Consider the following 17979-nt stretch of genomic DNA (forward strand, 5'->3'; position numbering starts at 1 on the left):
GGCCCGATGATAAACTGCGCGAAATCCATCATCCCTGATCTGTTCGCTATTTGATGGGTTTCGCTTCGCTCTACCCATCCTACGCGCTAAGCTCCCGCGACAAGGCGCGGCCGGTCAACGGCCCGATTTCAGGGAGTATGGAATGCAGGACCGCAAATGGTCGAGGCGCGACTGGCTCAAGGTGACGGCGGCCACCGCCGCCGGCATGGTGTTCGCGGAGCCGCTGCGCGCGGCGGCGCCGCCGGCGGAAGCCGTGACGCCGGAGTTGATCGCAGCCGCCAAGAAGGAAGGCAAGATCTCGTTCTACAGCGCGCTGGAACTGAACACGGCCGAGCGTCTCGCGCGTGACTTCGAGCAGAAATATCCCGGGATCAGCGTCCGCGTCGAGCGCTCCGGCGCCGAACGCATCTTCCAGCGTATCGCCCAGGAGCAGGGCAGCGGCATCAACGCCGTCGACGTCGCCAATTCCACCGATCCCGCGCATTACCTCGACTGGAAGAAGAACGGCTGGCTCGCGGTCTATGTGCCGGAGGACGTCGCCAGGCATTTTCCGGCCGACCAGATCGATCCCGACGGCACCTCGGCGACGTCCTGCGCCTGGTTCGAGGTGATCGGCTACAACACCGAACAGGTGAGGCGCGAGGAGGCGCCAAAGAGCTACGCCGACCTGCTCGATCCCAAGTGGCGCGGCAAGATCGTCAAGGGCCACCCGAGCTATTCCGGCGCGATCATGACCGCGACCTTCGTGCTGGCACGCGACCTCGGCTGGCCGTATTTGGAGAAGCTTTCGCAACAGCGCGTGATGCAGGTGCAGTCGGCGGCCGATCCGCCGAAGAAGATCCTGCTCGGCGAGCGCGCGGTGATGGCCGACGGTAACGACTACAACCTCGTGCTGGCCAAGGATCAGGGCAAGCCGGTCGAGGTGGTCTATCCGGCCGAGGGCGCGCCGCTGATCATCGTCCCGAGCGGCATCTTCAAGAACGCGCCGAACCCGAATGCGGCGCGGCTGTTCCAGAGCTACTTCTTCAGCGCCGAGACGCAGCAGATGCTGGCCGACGAATTCGCGCACCGCTCGTTCCACGTCAAGGTGAAGGAGAAGGCCGGGCACGTGCCACTCGACAAACTGAAAATGCTCAAGGCCGATCCGGCCCAGGTGCAGGTGCAGTCGGAGGAGATCAAGGCGAGGTACGCGAAGCTGTTCCGGGTGTAGTTCAAGGCTCCGTAGGATGGGTAGAGCGAAACCCATCGCCCCCGTGCAGGCGCGAGATGATGGGTTTCGCTGCGCTCTACCCATCCTACAGATCCAAGGCTACTAGCGTCATTGCGAGCGAAGCGAAGCAATCCATCCTTCCGGATACGCGGAGAGGTGGATTGCTTCGTCGCTTCAGCGCAAAATTGCTTTGCAATTTGTCGCGAGCTCCTCGCAATGACGCGGATAGCGCTCGGACAGCCGGGCGGCGCAGTGAGGGGCTGCGGTCGGCTAACCTCCCACTTCCGCGCTGAGCATCGGCCCGAACAGCTCCCATCGCTCGCCTTTGAGTCGTCTGAGCTGCATCTGCTTGATCGGCGCGAAATCGATCGGGCTGGTGTTCATCGTGATGCCGGGAAGCAGGTTGGTGGTCCGGAAGGCCTTCAGGTTGGCGGCCTGTTTCATCACGTTGGCGCGCGTGAGATCGTCGCCGCACTGCTTCAGCACCTGAACCAGTGTCTGGGCGGCATTGTACCCTGTCATAATCAGGCTGTCGGCCCGATTGCCTTCGGGAAAATATTTGGAGAGATACTCGTCGAACGCCTTCATGCCGGGGTCGTCCTTCCATTGCGGATCGAGCGGATCCATCAGGTAGGCCACCGAGATGATGCCCTGCGCGTTCTCGAAGCCGGCAGGCTGGATCACGGCGCCGAGCGAGGAGCCGACCGAGTTGAGGATGTGCAGCGGTTTCCAGCCGATCTCGGCCGTCTTCTTGATGGCCTGCGCCGCGAATTTCGGTGTGGCTATGTCGACGAAAACATCGGCATTCATCGATTTCATCTTGACGATGTGCGTGTCGATGGTCGGCTCGGCCACCTCATAGGCATCCTCGATGACGATCATCGACGTCGCCTTGTCGCCGAGGCCGTCCTTCAGGCCCTTGAGATAGTCCTTTCCATAATCGTCGTTCTGGTAGAGGACCGCGATCCTGCCGTTCGGCTTTTCCTTCAATATGTGCTTGGCGTAGATCCGTCCCTCGCTCTGATAGCTGGGCTGCCAGCCCATGGTCCACGGGAAGTTCTGCGGATCGTTCCACTTGGTGGCACCGGTCTGAATGAACAGCTGCGGCACCTTCTTCACGTTCATGTACTTCTGAATCGCGCCGTTGGATGCCGTGCCGAGAGAGGCGAAGATCAGCAAGACCTCGTCGCCTTCGACCAGCTTGCGCGCCTGCTCGACCGTCTTCGGCGGACTGTAGCTGTCGTCGTAGGAGATGAAATTGATCTTGCGGCCATTGATGCCGCCCTCGGCGTTGATCTTGCGGAAATAGGCCGCCTGGGCCCGACCGCTGGTGCCATAGGCGGATGCCGGCCCGCTATAGGGCATGATGTTGCCGATCTTGATTTCGGTATCGGTTACGCCGCTGTCGTATTTCTTCTGGGCGAATGCGCTGCCAGCACAGACAGCGAGAATGGTGATGGCGGTCGAAAGCGCCGCCATTCGTCGAGCGACGAAAGACATCTCGTTTCTCCCCATGCAGAAAATGATTGCGTGTCTTATCGGAGGCCGCTTTCGGGTCCTTGCCGGCAGTGAACACCCGAGCCCAGGCGTTGTCGATCCCGGAAACACAACCTTGTGTGCGGTTCGCATCACGTCATCAGGTTCGTCAGCGTTGCTGACCGTAGTCTTCCGGGCTTCCTGCGATCAGGCCGCGCGCATCGATCGCTGCGCGCGATAGGCCTGGGGCGACGTCAGCGTTAGCTTGCGGAAGGCTTTTCGAAAGCTGCTCTCGTCCTCATAGCCGGTGGCGCGGGCGATCGCCTTGATCGGCTGCGCCGTTGTTTCCAATAGCGTGCGGGCGTGCTCGACGCGGCGGCGCATGATGAAGGCCTGCGGCGGCTCGTGGGTCAGTTCGCGGAAGCGGCGGTTCAGCGTGCGTTCGCTGTGGCCGAGCGCGTGTGCGAGGCCGCGCACCGTGATCGGGGCCTTGCCGGTGCGGCGCACCAGCATGTCCGCCTTGATCAGCAGCGGATCCTGGCCGAGCATGTAGCCGAGCGGCATGAAGATCGCCTGGGTGCGCTGCGCGGTGTCGATCACCGCATAGTCGGCGCAGACCTTTGCGACCTCCGCGCCTTCGACAAGCTCGATCAGCCGCAGCAACAGATCGACCCACGACATCGGACCGGCGGCGCAGACCAGGCGATCGGCCTGCGTTATCACGGCATCACCGGCGAGATCGACCTTGGGATGGCGTCGGTGCAGTTCGCTCTGCAGCCACCAGGTGATGGTGGCGCGGCGGCCGTCGAGCAGGCCGGCATTGGCGAGCAGCAGCACGCCGCTGCAGAACGCGCCGATCAACCGGCCGCTGGCATGCTGCTGGCGCAGCCAGGCGCCGGCACGGTCATATTGCGGTTGCAGGCGCTCGGCGGTGAGATGATCGACCAGGCTGCCCGGCACGATGATCGCGTCGCACGCCGTCCGCCTGCCCACCGCGCCATCGACGGCGAGCAACTTGCCGCCGCCGGCGCGCACCGCCTTGCCGTCGAGCGAGAGCGTCTGCCAGTTGAAGCGCGCCTTGCCGCCGCGCAGCTGCATCACATGGTTGGCGAGGGTGAGGATGTCGGCGATGCCGGCGACCGCCGATTGCATGCAGCCTTCCAGCGCGAGGATCGCAAGCTTCATGGGACCTCCGGAATTTGCCGTCATGCTAGCCGATCAGCGCAATCGGGCGGTGGCAGATATTGCCCGATCTCTGTCCGATCGGCCACTGCCTGATAGTGCCGTGCCGGTCCATCTTCGCTGCGTTGTCACACCCTCAGCAATGGAGAGAGACCATGCCTTACGTCACCATTTCCACCGTCCGCGGTATCTTCGATGTCGCGCAGAAGCAGGCGCTGCTGGAGCGCGTCACCGACCTCATGGTCGAGATCGAGGGGCAGGGTAACCCGGACTTCCGCCGCAACGTCTGGGTCAAGATCGAGGAGGGCGAGCCGGCGAGCTGGTCGCTCGGCGGCATGATCCCGACGCCCGACATGATCGCCGGCAAATTCGGCGCGCTCGACGCCGGCGGACGGCGGCTCGCCAAGGCGAAGGTGTAACCGTCCTGCGTAGGATGGGTAGAGCGAAGCGAAACCCATCATCTCAAGGCTTGCACCGGTGCGATGGGTTTCGCTTCGCTCTACCCATCCTACGTACCGTTCTCACCCAAAAACAAAAGGCGCTTCCGGTGGAAGCGCCTTTCGCATGTCGTCGGTGCCGTAAGATTTACAGCGAGTAGTACATCTCGAATTCCACCGGGTGCGGGGTCATTTCGAAACGCGCGACCTCGGTCATCTTCAGTTCGATATAGGCGTCGATGAAGTCGTCGTCGAACACGCCGCCGTTCTTGAGGAATGCGCGATCCTTGTCGAGGCTCTCGAGCGCCTCGCGGAGCGAGCCGCAGACGGTCGGGATCTGCTTCAGCTCTTCCTTCGGCAGATCGTAGAGGTCCTTGTCCATCGCCGGACCCGGATCGATCTTGTTCTTGATGCCGTCGAGGCCGGCCATCAGCATCGCGGCGAAGCCGAGATAGGGGTTGGCCATCGGGTCGGGGAAACGCACCTCGACGCGCTTGGCCTTCGGGTTCGCGGTGTAGGGGATGCGGCAGGCCGCCGAGCGGTTGCGCGCGGAATAGGCGAGCAGCACAGGGGCTTCATAGCCCGGGACCAGACGTTTGTAGGAGTTGGTCGACGGGTTGGTGAAGGCGTTGATCGCCTTGGCGTGCTTGATGACGCCGCCGATGTAGTGCAGGCAGGTCTCCGACAGGTCGGCGTATTTGTTGCCGGCGAAGGTCGGCTTGCCGTCCTTCCAGATCGACTGGTGGACGTGCATGCCCGAGCCGTTGTCGCCATAGACCGGCTTCGGCATGAAGGTGGCGGTCTTGCCGTAGATGTGGGCGACCTGGTGGATGCAGTACTTGTAGATCTGCATATGGTCGGCCATCAGCGTCAGGGTGTCGAACTTCATGCCGAGCTCGTGCTGGGCCGAAGCGACTTCGTGGTGATGCTTCTCGACCTTGACGCCCATCTTGGCCATTGCGCCGAGCATCTCGGAGCGCATGTCCTGCACCGAGTCCTGCGGCGGCACCGGGAAGTAGCCGGCCTTGGTGCGGATGCGGTGACCGAGATTGCCGCCCTCATATTCGGTCGCCGAGTTGATCGGCAGCTCGGAGGAGTCGAGGCGGAAGCCGGTGTTGTAGGGCTCGGCCGAATAGCGCACGTCGTCGAACACGAAGAACTCGGCCTCGGGGCCGACGAACACGGTGTCGCCCACGCCCATCGACTTCACCATCGCCTCGGCCTTCTTGGCGATGCCGCGGGGGTCGCGGTTGTAGGGCTCGCCGGTGGTCGGCTCGAGCACGTCGCAGGTGATGACCATGGTGGTCTCGGCGAAGAACGGGTCGATCGTCGCGGTGACCGGGTCGGGCATCAGGCACATGTCGGATTCATTGATCGCCTTCCAGCCGGCGATCGACGAGCCGTCGAACATCGTTCCCTCGGCGAAGATGTCATCGTCGATCATGCTGACGTCGAAGGTGACGTGCTGCCACTTGCCGCGCGGATCGGTGAAGCGCAGGTCGACGTATTTGACGTCGTTGTCCTTGATCGATTTCAGGACGTCTTTGGCGGTCTTCATGAATACCCCTTATGGATGTGCGGGTCGGTTTCCAGCGGAGAGCGACGTTATTCCCGGTTTTGGCGAGTTCGTGTGACTACACAAACGAAATCAGGCTGCCGAAGCAGCCTTTTTTCTCTTTTGCCGTCAGAAAATCCGGATAGCACCGCCCTTAAATAGCGTCCAGCCCGGATTCGCCGGTCCGGATGCGGATGGCTTCCTCGATGTTGGAGACGAAGATCTTGCCGTCGCCGATCCGGCCGGTCTGCGCGGCGCGGCGGATCGCGTCGATCGCCTTCTCGACCAGGTCGTCGCCGATCACGATCTCGATCTTCACCTTGGGCAGGAAGTCGACGATGTATTCCGCACCGCGATAGAGTTCGGCATGGCCCTTCTGGCGGCCAAATCCCTTGGCCTCGGTGACGGTGATGCCTTGCAGTCCGACTTCCTGGAGCGCTTCTTTCACCTCGTCGAGCTTGAAGGGCTTGATGATGGCTTCAATCTTCTTCACTGAGCGCCTCCCGGGCATTGCAGATTGCAGGGTCGAGTTCGATGCGCGTGGGGCGCAGTCTGGTTGGTCTTAAGGCTTCCGGCCGGTGGCCGGAAACACGCGCAATGGTCGCATGAAGCGGCCTTGCGCGCGGCTTCCTCAAAAGCAGGGTCTATGCCAAGTTGTTAAGGTCCCCGATTTCGGAATGTTATCAGCCTTTTAACAGGCAATCGGCTGATATCGAACCACATGGGCTATGATATCCAAGCCTAACAAATAGGCAAATAGATCAATCCGTATGCAGTCGGCCAGTAGAAACCCCACGAACGTCACAGGAATTGCCTCTCGAAAAGGCGAAGCGATTGAGGATTCGGCATGGACGTTCTGACGACGACCGAGATGGAACGCGCCGACCGGCTGACCATCGCAGCCGGAACGCCAGGCTTCGCGCTGATGATGAGCGCTGGCCAGGCCGTCGCGGAAGCCGCGATGGACCTGGTCGAGGAGGGGCCGATCGTGGTGGTCGCGGGCCGCGGCAACAATGGCGGCGACGGCTTTGTCGCCGCCGCCGAGCTTGCCGCGCGCGGCCGCGAGGTCTCGGTGATTCTGCTCTGCGAGCGCGACAGCCTGCAGGGCGACGCGGCGCTGGCGGCGAAGGGCTGGAAATATCCGGTGCTGCCGTTCAACCCGCAGGCGCTCGGCAAGCCGGCGCTGATCGTTGACGCGCTGTTCGGCGCCGGCCTCAACCGGCCGGTGAAGGGCGATCCGCTGGGGATGATCGCGGCCATCAACGCCAACGGTACGCCGGTGCTGGCGGTCGATCTGCCGAGCGGCATCAACGGCACATCGGGCGCCGTGATGGGCGCGGCCGTGCACGCGACCGAGACCGTCACCTTCTTCCGCAAGAAGCCCGCGCATCTGTTGCTGCCGGGCCGGATGTATTGCGGCCGGGTGCGCGTTGCCGACATTGGTATCGCCGCGCAGGTGCTCGACGAGATCAAGCCGCTGACCGCGGAGAATGCGCCGGAGGCCTGGCGCTGGTCGTTTCCGGTGCCGCGGATCGACGGCCACAAATACGCGCGGGGGCACGCCGTCGTGGTGTCGGGCGATCTCGCCTCGACCGGGGCGGCACGGCTCGCCGCGCGCGCGGCGCTGCGCGCCGGCGCCGGCCTCGTGACGCTGGCCTCGCCGCGCGACGCGCTCGCCGTCAACGCCGCGGCGCTGACCGCGGTGATGTTGCGCGCGGTCGACAACCCGATCCAGTTCGCCGAGCTGCTTGGCGACAAGCGCCTCAATGCCTGCGTGATCGGTCCGGGCACCGGGGTCAGCGCGCGGACCCGTGACTTCGTCCACACCGCGCTGTCGGCGCAGCGGCATCTGGTGCTCGACGCCGACGCGCTGACCAGCTTTGCCGGCGCGCCGGACCGGCTGTTCGAGGCGATCAAGTCGAGCGCCGGTCAGCAGGTGGTGCTGACGCCGCATGAGGGCGAGTTTCCGCGGCTGTTCAGCGATATTTCCAACAAGCATCCCGGCCGCTCCAAGCTCGAGCGCGTGCGCGCGGCGGCCGAGCGCTCCGGCGCGGTGGTGCTGCTGAAAGGCGCCGACACGGTGATCGCGTCTCCCGACGGCCGCGCCACCGTCGCCGCCAATGCGCCGCCCTGGCTCGCCACCGCCGGCGCCGGCGACGTGCTGTCGGGCATCATCGCGGGTTTCCTGGCGCAGGGCGTCGCGGCCTTCGAGGCCGCCAGCATCGGCGTCTGGATGCACGGCGAGAGCGCGAGCGAGGCGGGCCCCGGCCTGATCGCGGAAGATCTCACCGAAGTGCTGCCCGCCGTGTTCCGCCGCCTCTACGACGAGTTCGGGATTGAGTATTAGGCGGCTGGTGCTGGCCGACATGGATGTCGCCGCGCGCGTGCATCGCGTGGCATTCGACGACGCGCTGCGGTGGCTCGCCGGCCTGCACACGCCCGACGGCATTGATCGGATGATCTGAACAACTGGTTAGATATTTGCGTTTCTGCGATCGATCCGGCTGGCCTATACGATTCAAACCGTCGCCTCTTGCCCGGAACAATCAGATGAACGCACCGACCAGCCTGCTTTCGACCGCTTCACGGACCGCCGCCGCTCCGGCTCACGGGAGCGTCGACCCCGCGTCCTATCGCGCGGCGATGCGTCACCACGCCGGCGCGGTGACGATCCTGTCGGCGGGCGGGCCGGGCGACAGAACGGGGATGACGGCGACGTCGGTCTGTTCGCTGTCGGACACGCCGCCGCGGCTGATCGCTTGCGTCAACCGCTCGGCGAGCGCGCATGGCCTTATCCGGCGCACCGCAGCCTTCGGCGTCAATATGCTGCACGCCGACCAGGCCGAGCTGGCCAATGTGTTCGCCGGCCGCCGCGGCATCGAGCGGGACGATCGTTTTTCCGACGCCGACGGCTGGCTGTCGCTTGCCACGGGCGCGCCGATCCTCAAGGATGCGCTGATCGGGCTCGACTGCGAGCTGATTGACGAGCATGCGCACGACACGCATTCGATCTTCGTCGGCGCGGTCCGCGCGATGCATCTGCGTGAGGGGCAGACGCCGCTGATCTATTTTGGTGGCGCGTTCTGCGGATTGGCCCGGCGGACCTAAGGGCGCGGCTTGAGGAATTTGTGTATCACTGATGTCAGCGCGTCGGCGGCCGGCGAGAACGATTGTCCGCGCAGCGAGACGATGCAGACCGTGCGCTCCAGCGTCGGATTGACGATCGGCAGCGCCTGCATCGTCTTCCTGATCGGCCGCGGCAAGGCGACCTTCGGCAGGATGCCGACGCCGAGGCCGGCGCCGGCCAGCGCGGCCAGCGTGTAGCTGTGCTCGACCTCGAACTTGATCTTCATCTGCAGATTGCGCGTGGCGAGCGCACGCTCCAGCATCGAGCGCAGCGCCGCCGATTTTGAGTTCAGCAGGATCGGATAGGCGGACAGTTCGGTAAGGTCGACCGCGCTGCGCTTGCGAAACGGAAACGCTCTTGTCGCCAGCGCATAGATCGGGTCGTTGAACAGCGGCGCGAATTGAAACTCGGTCGAGCCGTCCATCTCCGGCCCGATGCCGAAATCCGCCTCGCGCCGGCGCAAGCAGTCCAGCATGTCCTCGGCCGCAAGCTCGCGCAGATTGATGTTGATGCCGGGATAGCTCGCCTGGAAGGCATGCAGCGCCTGCGGCAGGATGGTCGCGGCAATGGTCGGGACGCAGGCCAGCGACAGCGTGCCGCGCTGGATGTCGATGACCTCACGGATCTCGCGCAGGCCGTTCTCCCATTCGCCGAGCGCGCGCCGCGCATGCGTCAGCAGTTGCAGTCCCTCCGCGGTCAGCTCGACGCGCCGCGTGGTGCGATGAAACAGGGCGGCGCCGACCTGGTCCTCCAGCAGCTTGATCTGCATGCTGACCGCGGATTGCGAGCGGTTGAGCTGCTCGGAGGCCTGGCGAAAGCTCTTGTTCTCGGCGACCGCGATGAACATGTGCAGCAGCTTGAAATTGATCTGCGACATCGTTTTGCCCTGCAGGCGGATTGTCCCGGAGAACTGAACAGTTCTTAAGATAATCTCGTTAGAAAGATCAGTGTCGGACATCTAGCATGATTGTGTTGGCCGTGGGAGACGATCCTGCGGCGCGATGCAGAAAAGATGCTCCAATGTCCTTCACCGTCACCAAGCCGCGCACGCGCCGCGTCCAGCGTTCCGAACTCGCGGTTCCCGCGACCTCGACCCATTTCTTCGAACGCGCAGCGAGCAGCGCGGCCGATTTCATCTTCCTCGATCTGGAGGACGCGGTTGCGCCGCCGCGAAAACCCGAGGCGCGCGAGATCGCAATCGAGGCGCTGAATCGGATCGACTGGGGCAACAAGACGCTGGCGGTGCGCATCAATGGCCTCGACACCGAATGGGCGCATCGCGACATCATCGAGATCGTCAGCCGTGCGCCGCGCCTCGACCTCGTCATGGTGCCGAAGGTCGGCACCGCATTCGACGTCCGTTTCGTCGAGGCGCTGCTGACGGGGCTCGAGCGTGAGTTCCCGCGCGCAAGGCCGCTGGGCATCGAGATCCTGATCGAGACCACGCTCGGGCTCGCCAATGTCGAGGACATCGTGCAGGCGTCGGAGCGGTTGGAAGCGGTCATCTTCGGCATCGGCGATTACTCGATTGATCTACGCACCTGCGGCGAGATCATCGGCGCCTCCGATCCGCGCTATGCCGTGCTCACCGATGCGGACGAGGGCGGTGCGCGCCGGATGCACTGGAACGACCAGTGGCACTTCGCGCTGGCCCGCATCGCCAATGCTTGCCGCGCCCACGGCCTGCGTGCGATCGACGGCCCTTATGCAAATTTCGGCGATGCCGCAGGTTTTCGCGCCAGCGCGGCGCGGGCGGCCGCGCTCGGCTTCGAGGGCAAATGGGCGATCCATCCGTCGCAGGTCGAGACCGCCAACGAGGTGTTCTCGCCGACCGCACGTGAGATCGGCTGGGCGCGCGAGATCACGGCCAAGATCCAGTCCGCCAGCGCCGGCGGCGACGGCGCTTTCGGGCAGGACGGCGTGCTGATCGATCTTGCGGTGCTCAAGCGCGCGCAGGCGATCATCGAGCGCCATGACGCAATTCAGGCGGCAGGCAGACAAGGAGTGCGCGATGTCGCATGAACCACCGCTGACCGGAATTCGCGTGCTCGACATCGCGACCTTCGTGGCGGCGCCGTTCTGCGGGACGGTGCTGTCCGACTTCGGCGCCGAGGTGATCAAGATCGAGCAGCCAGGCACAGGGGATCCCTTGCGGCGGTTCGGCACGCCGAGCGAATGCGGCGACACCTATGTCTGGCTCAGCGAGGCCCGCAACAAGAAGTCGGTGACGCTCGATCTGCGCAGCGAGCGTGGCGCGGCGCTGTTTCGCGAACTGGTCCGCCAATCCGACGTGGTGCTGGAGAACTTCCGGCCGGGCACGCTGGAGAAATGGGGGCTCGGCTTCGAGGCGTTGCGCGAGATCAACCCAAAACTCGTGATGCTGCGCATCAGCGCCTATGGGCAGGACGGCCCGCTGCGCGACAAGCCGGGCTTCGCCCGGATCGCGCACGGCTTCAGCGGGCTCGCTTATCTTGCCGGCGAGGCGGGACGCCAACCCGTGATGCCGGGATCGACCTCGCTCGCCGATTACATTTCCGGGCTATGGGGCGCCCTCGGCGTGCTGCTGGCGCTGCGCCATGCCGAAGCCACCGGACACGGGCAGGTGGTCGATATCGGGCTCTATGAATCGGTGTTTCGGCTGCTCGACGAGATGGCGACCGTGTTCGCCAAGACCGGCTTCGTCCGCGAACGCCTCGGTGCCGACACCGTCAATGTCGTGCCGCACAGCCATTACCAGACCGCCGACGGCAAATGGGTGGCGCTGGCCTGTTCGAGCGACAAGATGTTCGAGCGCCTGGTGCAGGCGATGCAGCGCCCCGAACTAGCGACCGACCCGCGCTATGCGGCCATGGCCGGCCGCCTGGCGCGGCGCGAGGAGGTCAATGGGATGGTCGCCGACTGGATCGGCTCCATGCCGCTGGCGACGGCGCTTGCCGAGTGCGAGCGCTACGATGTGCCCTGCGGGCCGATCTACAGCATCAGTGACATCTTCGCCGACCCGCAATACCGGGCCCGCGGCAACATCGCCGAGGTGCCCTCGCGCGCCGGGCCGATCGCGGTGCCGAGTGCGATCCCAAAGATGTCGCGCACGCCGCCGCAGTTCAAGCATGCCGGCGTCGCGCTCGGCGCGCACACCGACGAAGTCCTGACCTCGCTTGCCGGCGTCACGGCGGCGGCGCTCGCCGCGCTGCGCAGCGACGGGGTGATCTGACATGCCCCAATTCTCCCGCGGCCACGAAGGAACCACGCCATGACCAGGCAGATGAAATTGATCGGCTTCCTGCAGGCCCAGAATTGCTCGAACTATCCTGCCTCCTGGCGCCATCCGGACTCGAGGCCGAACTGGTTCTCGCGCGACTATTATCAGGAGATCGGGCGCACGCTGGAGCACGGCAAGTTTCATCTCGCCTTCTTCGACGACCGGCTCGCGATCCCCGATCGCTTCGGCGACGATTTCCGCGAGACCATCCGCCACGGCGTGCGCGCGGCGAAGCTCGATCCGGTCTCGGTTGCGCTCGCGATGGGATTGGCGACCGAGCGGCTCGGCATCGGTGTGACCTATTCGACCACCTATTACGAGCCGTTCCACGTCGCGCGGGTGTTCGCAACGATGGACCTGCTGCTGAACGGCCGCGCCGCCTGGAACGTGGTGACCTCGCTGAATGACTCCGAGGCAGCGAATTTCGGCGCCTCGCAGCACCTCAGCCACGATCTGCGTTATGACCGCGCCGACGAGTTCATGGAGGTCGTGCTCGGCCACTGGAACAGCTGGGAGGACGGCGCCGTCAGCTTCGACCGCGAGAGCGGGCTGTTCGCCGACCCGGCCAAGGTGCACCGGCTTGACCATCACGGGCAGTTCTTCCGCTCGCGCGGCCCGTTCACGGTGCCGCGCTCGCCGCAGGGCCATCCAGTGATCATCCAGGCCGGGCAGAGCGGCCGCGGCAAGACCTTCGCGGCGCGCTGGGGCGAATTGATCTTCGTGATCTATCCCAATCTCGACATCGCGAAGAAGCAGTATGCCGACTTGAAGGGGACGCTCGCCAAGACGGGCAGGGACATCAGCATCGCGCCGGCGGTCTATCCGGTCGTCGCCGAGACCCAGGCCGAGGCCGAGGACAAGTTCGCGGCGATCAACCGGCTCGCCAAGCCGATCGATGCGCTGACGCTGCTATCGGAGGTGCTGAACTACGATTTCGCGGCCAAGGCGATGGACGAGCCGTTCACGTCGGATGAGCTGGCCTCGATCAGCGGGCTGCAGGCGATCCGCGACCGCGTGATGAATCTCAGCGGCAAGCCCAATCCGACGCCGCGCGATTTTGTGCAGTTCAGCGGCAGAGGAACGCTCGCCGAACTGCCGACCTTCGTCGGCTCGCCCAAGGCGGTCGCCGATCAGATGGAGCGCTGGTTCTGCGAAGGCGGCTGCGACGGCTTTGTCGTGGCGGCCACCCATGTGCCCGGCACCTACCAGGACTTCGTGCGCCTCGTGGTGCCCGAGCTGCAACGCCGCGGCCTGTTCCAGCGCGAGTATCAGGGCGACACATTGCGCGAGAATCTCGGCCTGCCGCGGCCGCAAGCCGCGCATGCAAGCGCAGACGAGGAGGCGCGCGTCTCGACCGGATAGCCCCGGCACAAAAATCGGCGCAGACAACGATCAGAACAAAATCAAAATCAGGGAGGCTGAAGTGACCAAGGGCGTTAACGCGGGGGGCCGGCTCGACAGATTGCCGATCGCCGGATTTCACTACCGGATCTTCGCGCTGATCGGAGCCGGACTGTTCGTCGACGGCTTCGAGATCTTCCTCGCCGGCAGCATTCTCGGCGCGCTGGTTCAGTCCGGCTATTCGGACCTCGCCCAGAATGCGCGCTTCATCTCGGCGACCTTTGTCGGGATGCTGATCGGTGCCTGGCTGGCGGGCGTCGCCGGCGACCGCTTCGGCCGTAAGTTCGCCTACCAGGCCAACCTCCTGATCTTCGGCTTCAGCGCGCTGGCGGCAACACTCGCGCCGTCGATGAACTGGCTGATCGGGGCCCGCTTCGTGATGGGCCTCGGGCTCGGCGCCGAGATCGTCGTCGGCTATGTCGTGCTCAGCGAATTCATCCCGCCGCAGCAGCGCGGCCGCTGGGGCGCGGCGCTCGCGACCTGCACCAATGGTGCGTTGTTCGTCGCGACCCTGGTCGGCTGGGTCGTCATTCCGCATCTCGGCTGGCGCTGGATGTTCGCGCTGTGCGGCGTCGGCGCGATGATCGTCTGGTTCCTGCGGCGCTCGCTGCCGGAATCGCCGCGCTGGCTCGAGACGCAGGGCAAGAGCGCCGAGGCGGAGGCCGTGCTGACTGCGATCGAGCAGGAGGTCGGCAAGGGCAGGACCCTGGCGACCCCGGCCTATCAGCCGGCCCCGGTGCAGCCGGACGTTCGCTTCACGCGCCTGTTCTCGCGCGCACTGATCGCGCGGACCATCGTCGGCTGCCTGATCCTGATCGGGCTCAACACCGCGGTCTACGGCTTCATCGCCTGGATCCCGACCTTCTTCGTCAAGCAGGGCATCAACCTGTCGTCATCGCTCGGCTACACCATGCTGATGACGCTCGGCAGCCCGCTCGGCACGCTGTCGGGAATGTGGATCGGCGAGAAGATCGACCGCAAGCCGTCGCTAATCGTGCTGTCGCTCGCGGCGGCCGGGCTCGGACTGATCTATCCGATGTTCATCAACCCCGTCGCCTTCGTCGTGATCGGCTTCCTCCTGGTCTTCACGGTGGCGGTGATGCTGGCGCTGGCTTGGGGGCTCTACATCCCCGAACTGTTCCCGACCGAGCTCAGGATGCGCGGCTCCGGCATCTGCAACACCGCCGGTCGCCTGATGTCGATCGTGACGCCGTTCATCGTGGTCGAGCTGTTCACAAGGTTCGGTGTCACCGGCGTCGTCTCTGTGGTAGCCGGGCTCCTGGTGGTGCAGGCGATCGCGGTCGCGGTGCTCGGCATCGAGACCCGCAAGCGTCCGCTGGAGGCGTTGCGGCCGGAGGCGATGGATGGCGAAGCGTCGTCCGCAGAGATGCGCGGCAAGCTGCAACCAAGCCCCGGTGGGATCGCCGCCGGCGGCGAGTAGCGGGACGAAGCGCACGATGTCCGCGTGATCAACGCATGCGGACATCCGGACCTCGTCCGTCTTACGATACTTTTGGTGGACGCGTCGAAAGATGCGGGCTAAACGCGCAGGGTATTCCCTCGGCACCGTGAATCTCGCTCGTGAGTGGCAGGCAGAACAATTTCCTCGCTCAGGCGCTGCAACAAGGCGCCTTGGCGTTGCGGGCGCAGCAGTTTGCTCAGGCCGAGCAGATTGCGACGAACGTCCTGAAATCAAACCGCACGGACAGACACGCCGCGCTTCTTCTGGCGCATGCCCTGATGGGGCAGAACCGGGGCGGCGAGGCGATCGCCGCGCTCGAGCGGGTTGCGCGTCGCACCGACGATGGAGAGGTCGAGACTTTGCTCGGCGCGCTGCTGTGTGGAGCGGGCCGCGTCACCGACGGCATCGCACAGCTTCGGCGCACGGCGGCACGCCGCCCGCCATATTTTCCGTCCTTTCAGGAACTCGCCGGGCAGCTTGCCAAGGCCGGTCAACACGACGAGGCGATCAGCACGATCGAGGCCGCTCTGGCGCTAGCCCCTGCGAGCGTCGACCTGAAGCTCGATCTCGGGCGCCTGTTGCAGGAGACCAATGACATCGCGCGGGCTGCAAGCGTCCTGACGGCGGCACGTGATGCTGCGCCGGGACGCCCCGACGTTCTCAACCAGCTCGGGCGGGTCCTTATCCTCGTTGGCGACTACGCCGCAGCCGCGGATGCGTTCCGCCGCGTGCTCGCGCAATACCCGGATGATCGCTCGACTCGCGCCCACCTCGCCACTTGCCTTTTCGAGCAGGGTGAGCGCGATGCTGCCGAGGCAGCGCTGCGCTCGGTGATGCGCGGTCAGCCCCAGCTGTTTGGACGCGCGGCATTCGTCATGGCCTCGGGATCTCATGGCCGCTTCTTCTTCTCCCAGAGCGCCGCTGTGAAATTCCTCGGCGGGGAGTGAGATTGAGAGCGGCGGACGACATTCCGCCGTGCCTTACGCCCTGAAGTTTCTCCGGTAGAGGTTCGGCTGCCGCCTGAGCTCGGTGCGGAGTTCGCCGACCCGCTTGGCGTCTTCCGCGGTGAACGGCGATGCCTGCGCGGTCCAGTCGTCTCGCTTGACAGGAATACATTGCGCGATCGGAGTCCCCTTAGGGAGCACGCCTCTGAAATTCTTGTCGTGCCAGTACGCCGGAAAGTGCACCCAATTGTCGGCATAGAGGTCGGAATTGACCAGGCCGCTGAGTGTGGTGAATGGCAGGTCGAAGCGGTTGACGGGATGGGTGAAGTAGATCGCGTAGCCTTCCGGGGCTTCGACGGTCCACAAATTGTGGAATTTGAGAAAGAAGCGGCCCTCTTCAAAGAGTGGGGTGCCGGTGACCTGACCCGGGTCGTGGAAGCCGATTGGTGAGCGTGGGAATTCCGGCGTGCCTCCCGGCGGCAGGTCCTGGTCCCAGGTGATTTCGCCGTCCTCGACCTTGAGATCGCAAACCAGCGGCAGCAAGAACCCGCAGGTCATCGCATCCACGAACGGCGGGCAGCGCTTGATGGTGTCCTCGTCGTGCAGGTTGATCGAGGAGAACGCCGTCGCCGGCATGGCCTTGAGCCAGTCGGGAACGCCCTGCGCCGCCGGTATCGGGGCCGGTATCAGTCCATCAAGCTCCGTCGGACAACGGAATTTGAGCGTCAGCTTGCTATTGGTCGACATTGGGCGCTCCGATGTCGGATCGACCTACATGAATGCGGCGCAAAGGTGAAGCGCGCGCTCAGCAGCCAGGATCGCCCCTAGGTCACGAGATACTTCGCGACCGCCGGCTCGTTCCATTCGATCCCGAGCCCGGGACCCATGGCGGTCACGGCGCCGTCGACGATCTCGGCGGGCCTTGTGAGGATGGAGCCGGCGAAGTCGAGGAATTCGAGCCAGTGCGCGGTCGGCGTCACCGCGAGCAGATGCGCGCTGACTTCCGCGAACAAATGGCTCGACATCGGAATCGATGCGGCGTCGGCTTGTCCCGCGACTTGCATCCAGCCGGTGACGCCGCCGACCTTCATCACGTCGGGCATGATGAAGTCGGATGCGCCGGCCGCGATCGCTTCGGCAAAGCCGCGCGGAAACCACCAGTTCTCACCTGCCTGGATCGGCGTCGGCGAGGTCTCGCGGACCTTTGCGTGGCCGGACAGGCTCTCCTGCGGCACCGGCTCCTCGATCCAGTGCAAATCGTAGGGCGCAAGGCGGGCGATGCGGCGGGTCGCCTCCGCCGGATCGAGCGACTGGTTGAAGTCGATCATCAACGCGATGTCGGGGCCGAGCAGGGCGCGCACGCCCTTCACGACGCGCTCGTCATTGGCGGCATCACCGTCGCCGCCTTTGATTTTTATGCCGCGAAAACCCTGGTCGAGCGAGCGGCGCAGCGCGCGCTCATCGGCGACGGGATCGACCACGCCGTAGCTGTCATAGGCCTTGATCGGCTTCGCCGAGCCGCCAAGCAGTTCGACCAGCGGCCGGCCGGCGAGCTGGCCGAGCACGTCCCAATACGCCATGTCGAGACCTGATACCGCCATGCCGACCAGGCCTTGCCAGCCGAGCAGCCGGAACTTGGCGTCCATCGCCTTCATCAGGTCGAACGGCGCGACCGGCTTGCCGATGAGCTCGCGGCCGATCTCCTCGATCAGATAGGCAAGTGGTTTAAGCGTGAGCTTGCTGTAGGCGAAGATGTAGGTGCGGCCGGTAACGCCTTGGTCGGTCTCGACATCGATCAGAACCAGCGGGCCGGAATCGATCACGCCGAAGGCGTTCTTCACAGGGCGCCTGAGCGGCACCACGACGCTTCGCGCCTTGACTGCGCGGATCGCTGCAACTGTCTGGCTCATGGACGTTTCCTCTTGT

At 64.8% G+C, this 17979-nt stretch carries 17 protein-coding genes; 10 read left to right on the forward strand and 7 right to left on the reverse strand.

Going from position 1 to position 17979, the window contains the following annotated elements:
• Positions 1-142 precede the first annotated feature (142 nt).
• Positions 143-1210 (forward strand): ABC transporter substrate-binding protein, encoded by a 1068-nt coding sequence (locus tag QA635_RS20705; RefSeq protein WP_283071382.1) that lies wholly within the window; start codon positions 143-145, stop codon positions 1208-1210.
• 270 nt (positions 1211-1480) lie between these two features.
• Here QA635_RS20705 and QA635_RS20710 read toward each other — a convergent pair whose 3' ends face one another.
• Together QA635_RS20710 and QA635_RS20715 are read right to left on the reverse strand one after the other, a co-directional pair.
• Entirely contained in the window at positions 1481-2710 is a 1230-nt protein-coding gene (locus QA635_RS20710; RefSeq protein WP_283071385.1) for an ABC transporter substrate-binding protein, read from the reverse strand.
• A gap of 183 nt (positions 2711-2893) precedes the next feature.
• Entirely contained in the window at positions 2894-3871 is a 978-nt protein-coding gene (locus QA635_RS20715; protein WP_283071387.1) for a GlxA family transcriptional regulator, read from the reverse strand.
• Positions 3872-4023: 152 nt separating this feature from the next.
• Here QA635_RS20715 and QA635_RS20720 point away from each other — a divergent pair, with 152 nt between their 5' ends.
• The gene (locus QA635_RS20720) at positions 4024-4287 is read left to right on the forward strand and encodes a tautomerase family protein (RefSeq protein WP_168855915.1); all 264 of its coding nucleotides are present in this window, start codon (positions 4024-4026) and stop codon (positions 4285-4287) included.
• A gap of 166 nt (positions 4288-4453) precedes the next feature.
• Here the strand turns inward: QA635_RS20720 and glnA are convergent, their stop codons facing one another.
• Positions 4454-5863: a type I glutamate--ammonia ligase gene (gene glnA, locus QA635_RS20725; RefSeq protein WP_028333940.1), complete on the reverse strand. Its 1410-nt coding sequence runs from the start codon at positions 5861-5863 to the stop codon at positions 4454-4456.
• A 151-nt stretch (positions 5864-6014) separates the two neighbouring features.
• The gene (locus QA635_RS20730) at positions 6015-6353 is read right to left on the reverse strand and encodes a P-II family nitrogen regulator (RefSeq protein WP_011441447.1); all 339 of its coding nucleotides are present in this window, start codon (positions 6351-6353) and stop codon (positions 6015-6017) included.
• A gap of 354 nt (positions 6354-6707) precedes the next feature.
• On the opposite strand from QA635_RS20730, the gene QA635_RS20735 reads away from it, so the two are divergent.
• From QA635_RS20735 to QA635_RS20745, 3 genes are all read left to right on the forward strand, one after another.
• A complete protein-coding gene (locus QA635_RS20735) occupies positions 6708-8207 on the forward strand; it encodes an NAD(P)H-hydrate dehydratase (RefSeq protein ID WP_283071394.1) in 1500 nt (499 codons plus the stop codon).
• Positions 8197-8325, forward strand: a complete 129-nt coding sequence (locus QA635_RS20740) for a hypothetical protein (protein WP_283071396.1) — start codon at positions 8197-8199, stop codon at positions 8323-8325. The genes QA635_RS20735 and QA635_RS20740 overlap by 11 nt, the downstream gene beginning before the upstream one ends.
• Positions 8326-8410: 85 nt before the next feature.
• Entirely contained in the window at positions 8411-8968 is a 558-nt protein-coding gene (locus tag QA635_RS20745; protein ID WP_283071398.1) for a flavin reductase family protein, read from the forward strand.
• Here QA635_RS20745 and QA635_RS20750 read toward each other — a convergent pair.
• A complete protein-coding gene (locus QA635_RS20750) occupies positions 8965-9864 on the reverse strand; it encodes a LysR family transcriptional regulator (protein ID WP_283071400.1) in 900 nt (299 codons plus the stop codon). The two genes, QA635_RS20745 and QA635_RS20750, sit on opposite strands and share 4 nt — an antisense overlap.
• A 143-nt stretch (positions 9865-10007) precedes the next feature.
• On the opposite strand from QA635_RS20750, the gene QA635_RS20755 reads away from it, so the two are divergent.
• The 5 genes from QA635_RS20755 (at position 10008) to QA635_RS20775 (ending at position 16056) form a co-directional block, all read left to right on the forward strand.
• A complete protein-coding gene (locus QA635_RS20755; protein ID WP_283071401.1) occupies positions 10008-11009 on the forward strand; it encodes an HpcH/HpaI aldolase/citrate lyase family protein in 1002 nt (333 codons plus the stop codon).
• Positions 10999-12198 (forward strand): CaiB/BaiF CoA transferase family protein, encoded by a 1200-nt coding sequence (locus QA635_RS20760; protein ID WP_283071402.1) that lies wholly within the window; start codon positions 10999-11001, stop codon positions 12196-12198. Before QA635_RS20755 ends, QA635_RS20760 begins: the two co-directional genes overlap by 11 nt.
• A gap of 39 nt (positions 12199-12237) precedes the next feature.
• Positions 12238-13608 (forward strand): LLM class flavin-dependent oxidoreductase, encoded by a 1371-nt coding sequence (locus tag QA635_RS20765; protein ID WP_283071403.1) that lies wholly within the window; start codon positions 12238-12240, stop codon positions 13606-13608.
• A 61-nt stretch (positions 13609-13669) separates the two neighbouring features.
• A complete protein-coding gene (locus tag QA635_RS20770; protein ID WP_283071404.1) occupies positions 13670-15088 on the forward strand; it encodes an MFS transporter in 1419 nt (472 codons plus the stop codon).
• A 191-nt stretch (positions 15089-15279) separates the two neighbouring features.
• Positions 15280-16056, forward strand: coding sequence for a tetratricopeptide repeat protein (locus tag QA635_RS20775; RefSeq protein WP_283071406.1), 777 nt, complete (start codon positions 15280-15282; stop codon positions 16054-16056).
• A gap of 33 nt (positions 16057-16089) precedes the next feature.
• Here QA635_RS20775 and QA635_RS20780 read toward each other — a convergent pair whose 3' ends face one another.
• Both QA635_RS20780 and QA635_RS20785 read right to left on the reverse strand, forming a co-directional pair.
• Positions 16090-16800, reverse strand: coding sequence for a hypothetical protein (locus QA635_RS20780; RefSeq protein ID WP_283071408.1), 711 nt, complete (start codon positions 16798-16800; stop codon positions 16090-16092).
• Between the two features lie 77 nt (positions 16801-16877).
• Positions 16878-17963: an enolase C-terminal domain-like protein gene (locus QA635_RS20785; protein WP_283071409.1), complete on the reverse strand. Its 1086-nt coding sequence runs from the start codon at positions 17961-17963 to the stop codon at positions 16878-16880.
• Between the last annotated feature and the right edge of the window lie 16 nt (positions 17964-17979).

The sequence above is a fragment of the Bradyrhizobium brasilense genome (genome assembly GCF_029714345.1).
Taxonomy (GTDB): domain Bacteria; phylum Pseudomonadota; class Alphaproteobacteria; order Rhizobiales; family Xanthobacteraceae; genus Bradyrhizobium; species Bradyrhizobium australafricanum.

Excerpts from the sequence above, each read along its gene's own strand:
- glnA (WP_028333940.1), bottom strand. The coding sequence starts at position 5,863 with ATGAAGACCGCCAAAGACGTCCTGAAATCGATCAAGGACAACGACGTC.
- QA635_RS20780 (WP_283071408.1), bottom strand. The coding sequence starts at position 16,800 with ATGTCGACCAATAGCAAGCTGACGCTCAAATTCCGTTGTCCGACGGAG.
- QA635_RS20765 (WP_283071403.1), top strand. The coding sequence starts at position 12,238 with ATGACCAGGCAGATGAAATTGATCGGCTTCCTGCAGGCCCAGAATTGC.
- QA635_RS20705 (WP_283071382.1), top strand. The coding sequence starts at position 143 with ATGCAGGACCGCAAATGGTCGAGGCGCGACTGGCTCAAGGTGACGGCG.
- QA635_RS20745 (WP_283071398.1), top strand. The coding sequence starts at position 8,411 with ATGAACGCACCGACCAGCCTGCTTTCGACCGCTTCACGGACCGCCGCC.
- QA635_RS20735 (WP_283071394.1), top strand. The coding sequence starts at position 6,708 with ATGGACGTTCTGACGACGACCGAGATGGAACGCGCCGACCGGCTGACC.
- QA635_RS20755 (WP_283071401.1), top strand. The coding sequence starts at position 10,008 with ATGTCCTTCACCGTCACCAAGCCGCGCACGCGCCGCGTCCAGCGTTCC.
- QA635_RS20760 (WP_283071402.1), top strand. The coding sequence starts at position 10,999 with ATGTCGCATGAACCACCGCTGACCGGAATTCGCGTGCTCGACATCGCG.
- QA635_RS20785 (WP_283071409.1), bottom strand. The coding sequence starts at position 17,963 with ATGAGCCAGACAGTTGCAGCGATCCGCGCAGTCAAGGCGCGAAGCGTC.
- QA635_RS20720 (WP_168855915.1), top strand. The coding sequence starts at position 4,024 with ATGCCTTACGTCACCATTTCCACCGTCCGCGGTATCTTCGATGTCGCG.
- QA635_RS20715 (WP_283071387.1), bottom strand. The coding sequence starts at position 3,871 with ATGAAGCTTGCGATCCTCGCGCTGGAAGGCTGCATGCAATCGGCGGTC.
- QA635_RS20710 (WP_283071385.1), bottom strand. The coding sequence starts at position 2,710 with ATGTCTTTCGTCGCTCGACGAATGGCGGCGCTTTCGACCGCCATCACC.
- QA635_RS20750 (WP_283071400.1), bottom strand. The coding sequence starts at position 9,864 with ATGTCGCAGATCAATTTCAAGCTGCTGCACATGTTCATCGCGGTCGCC.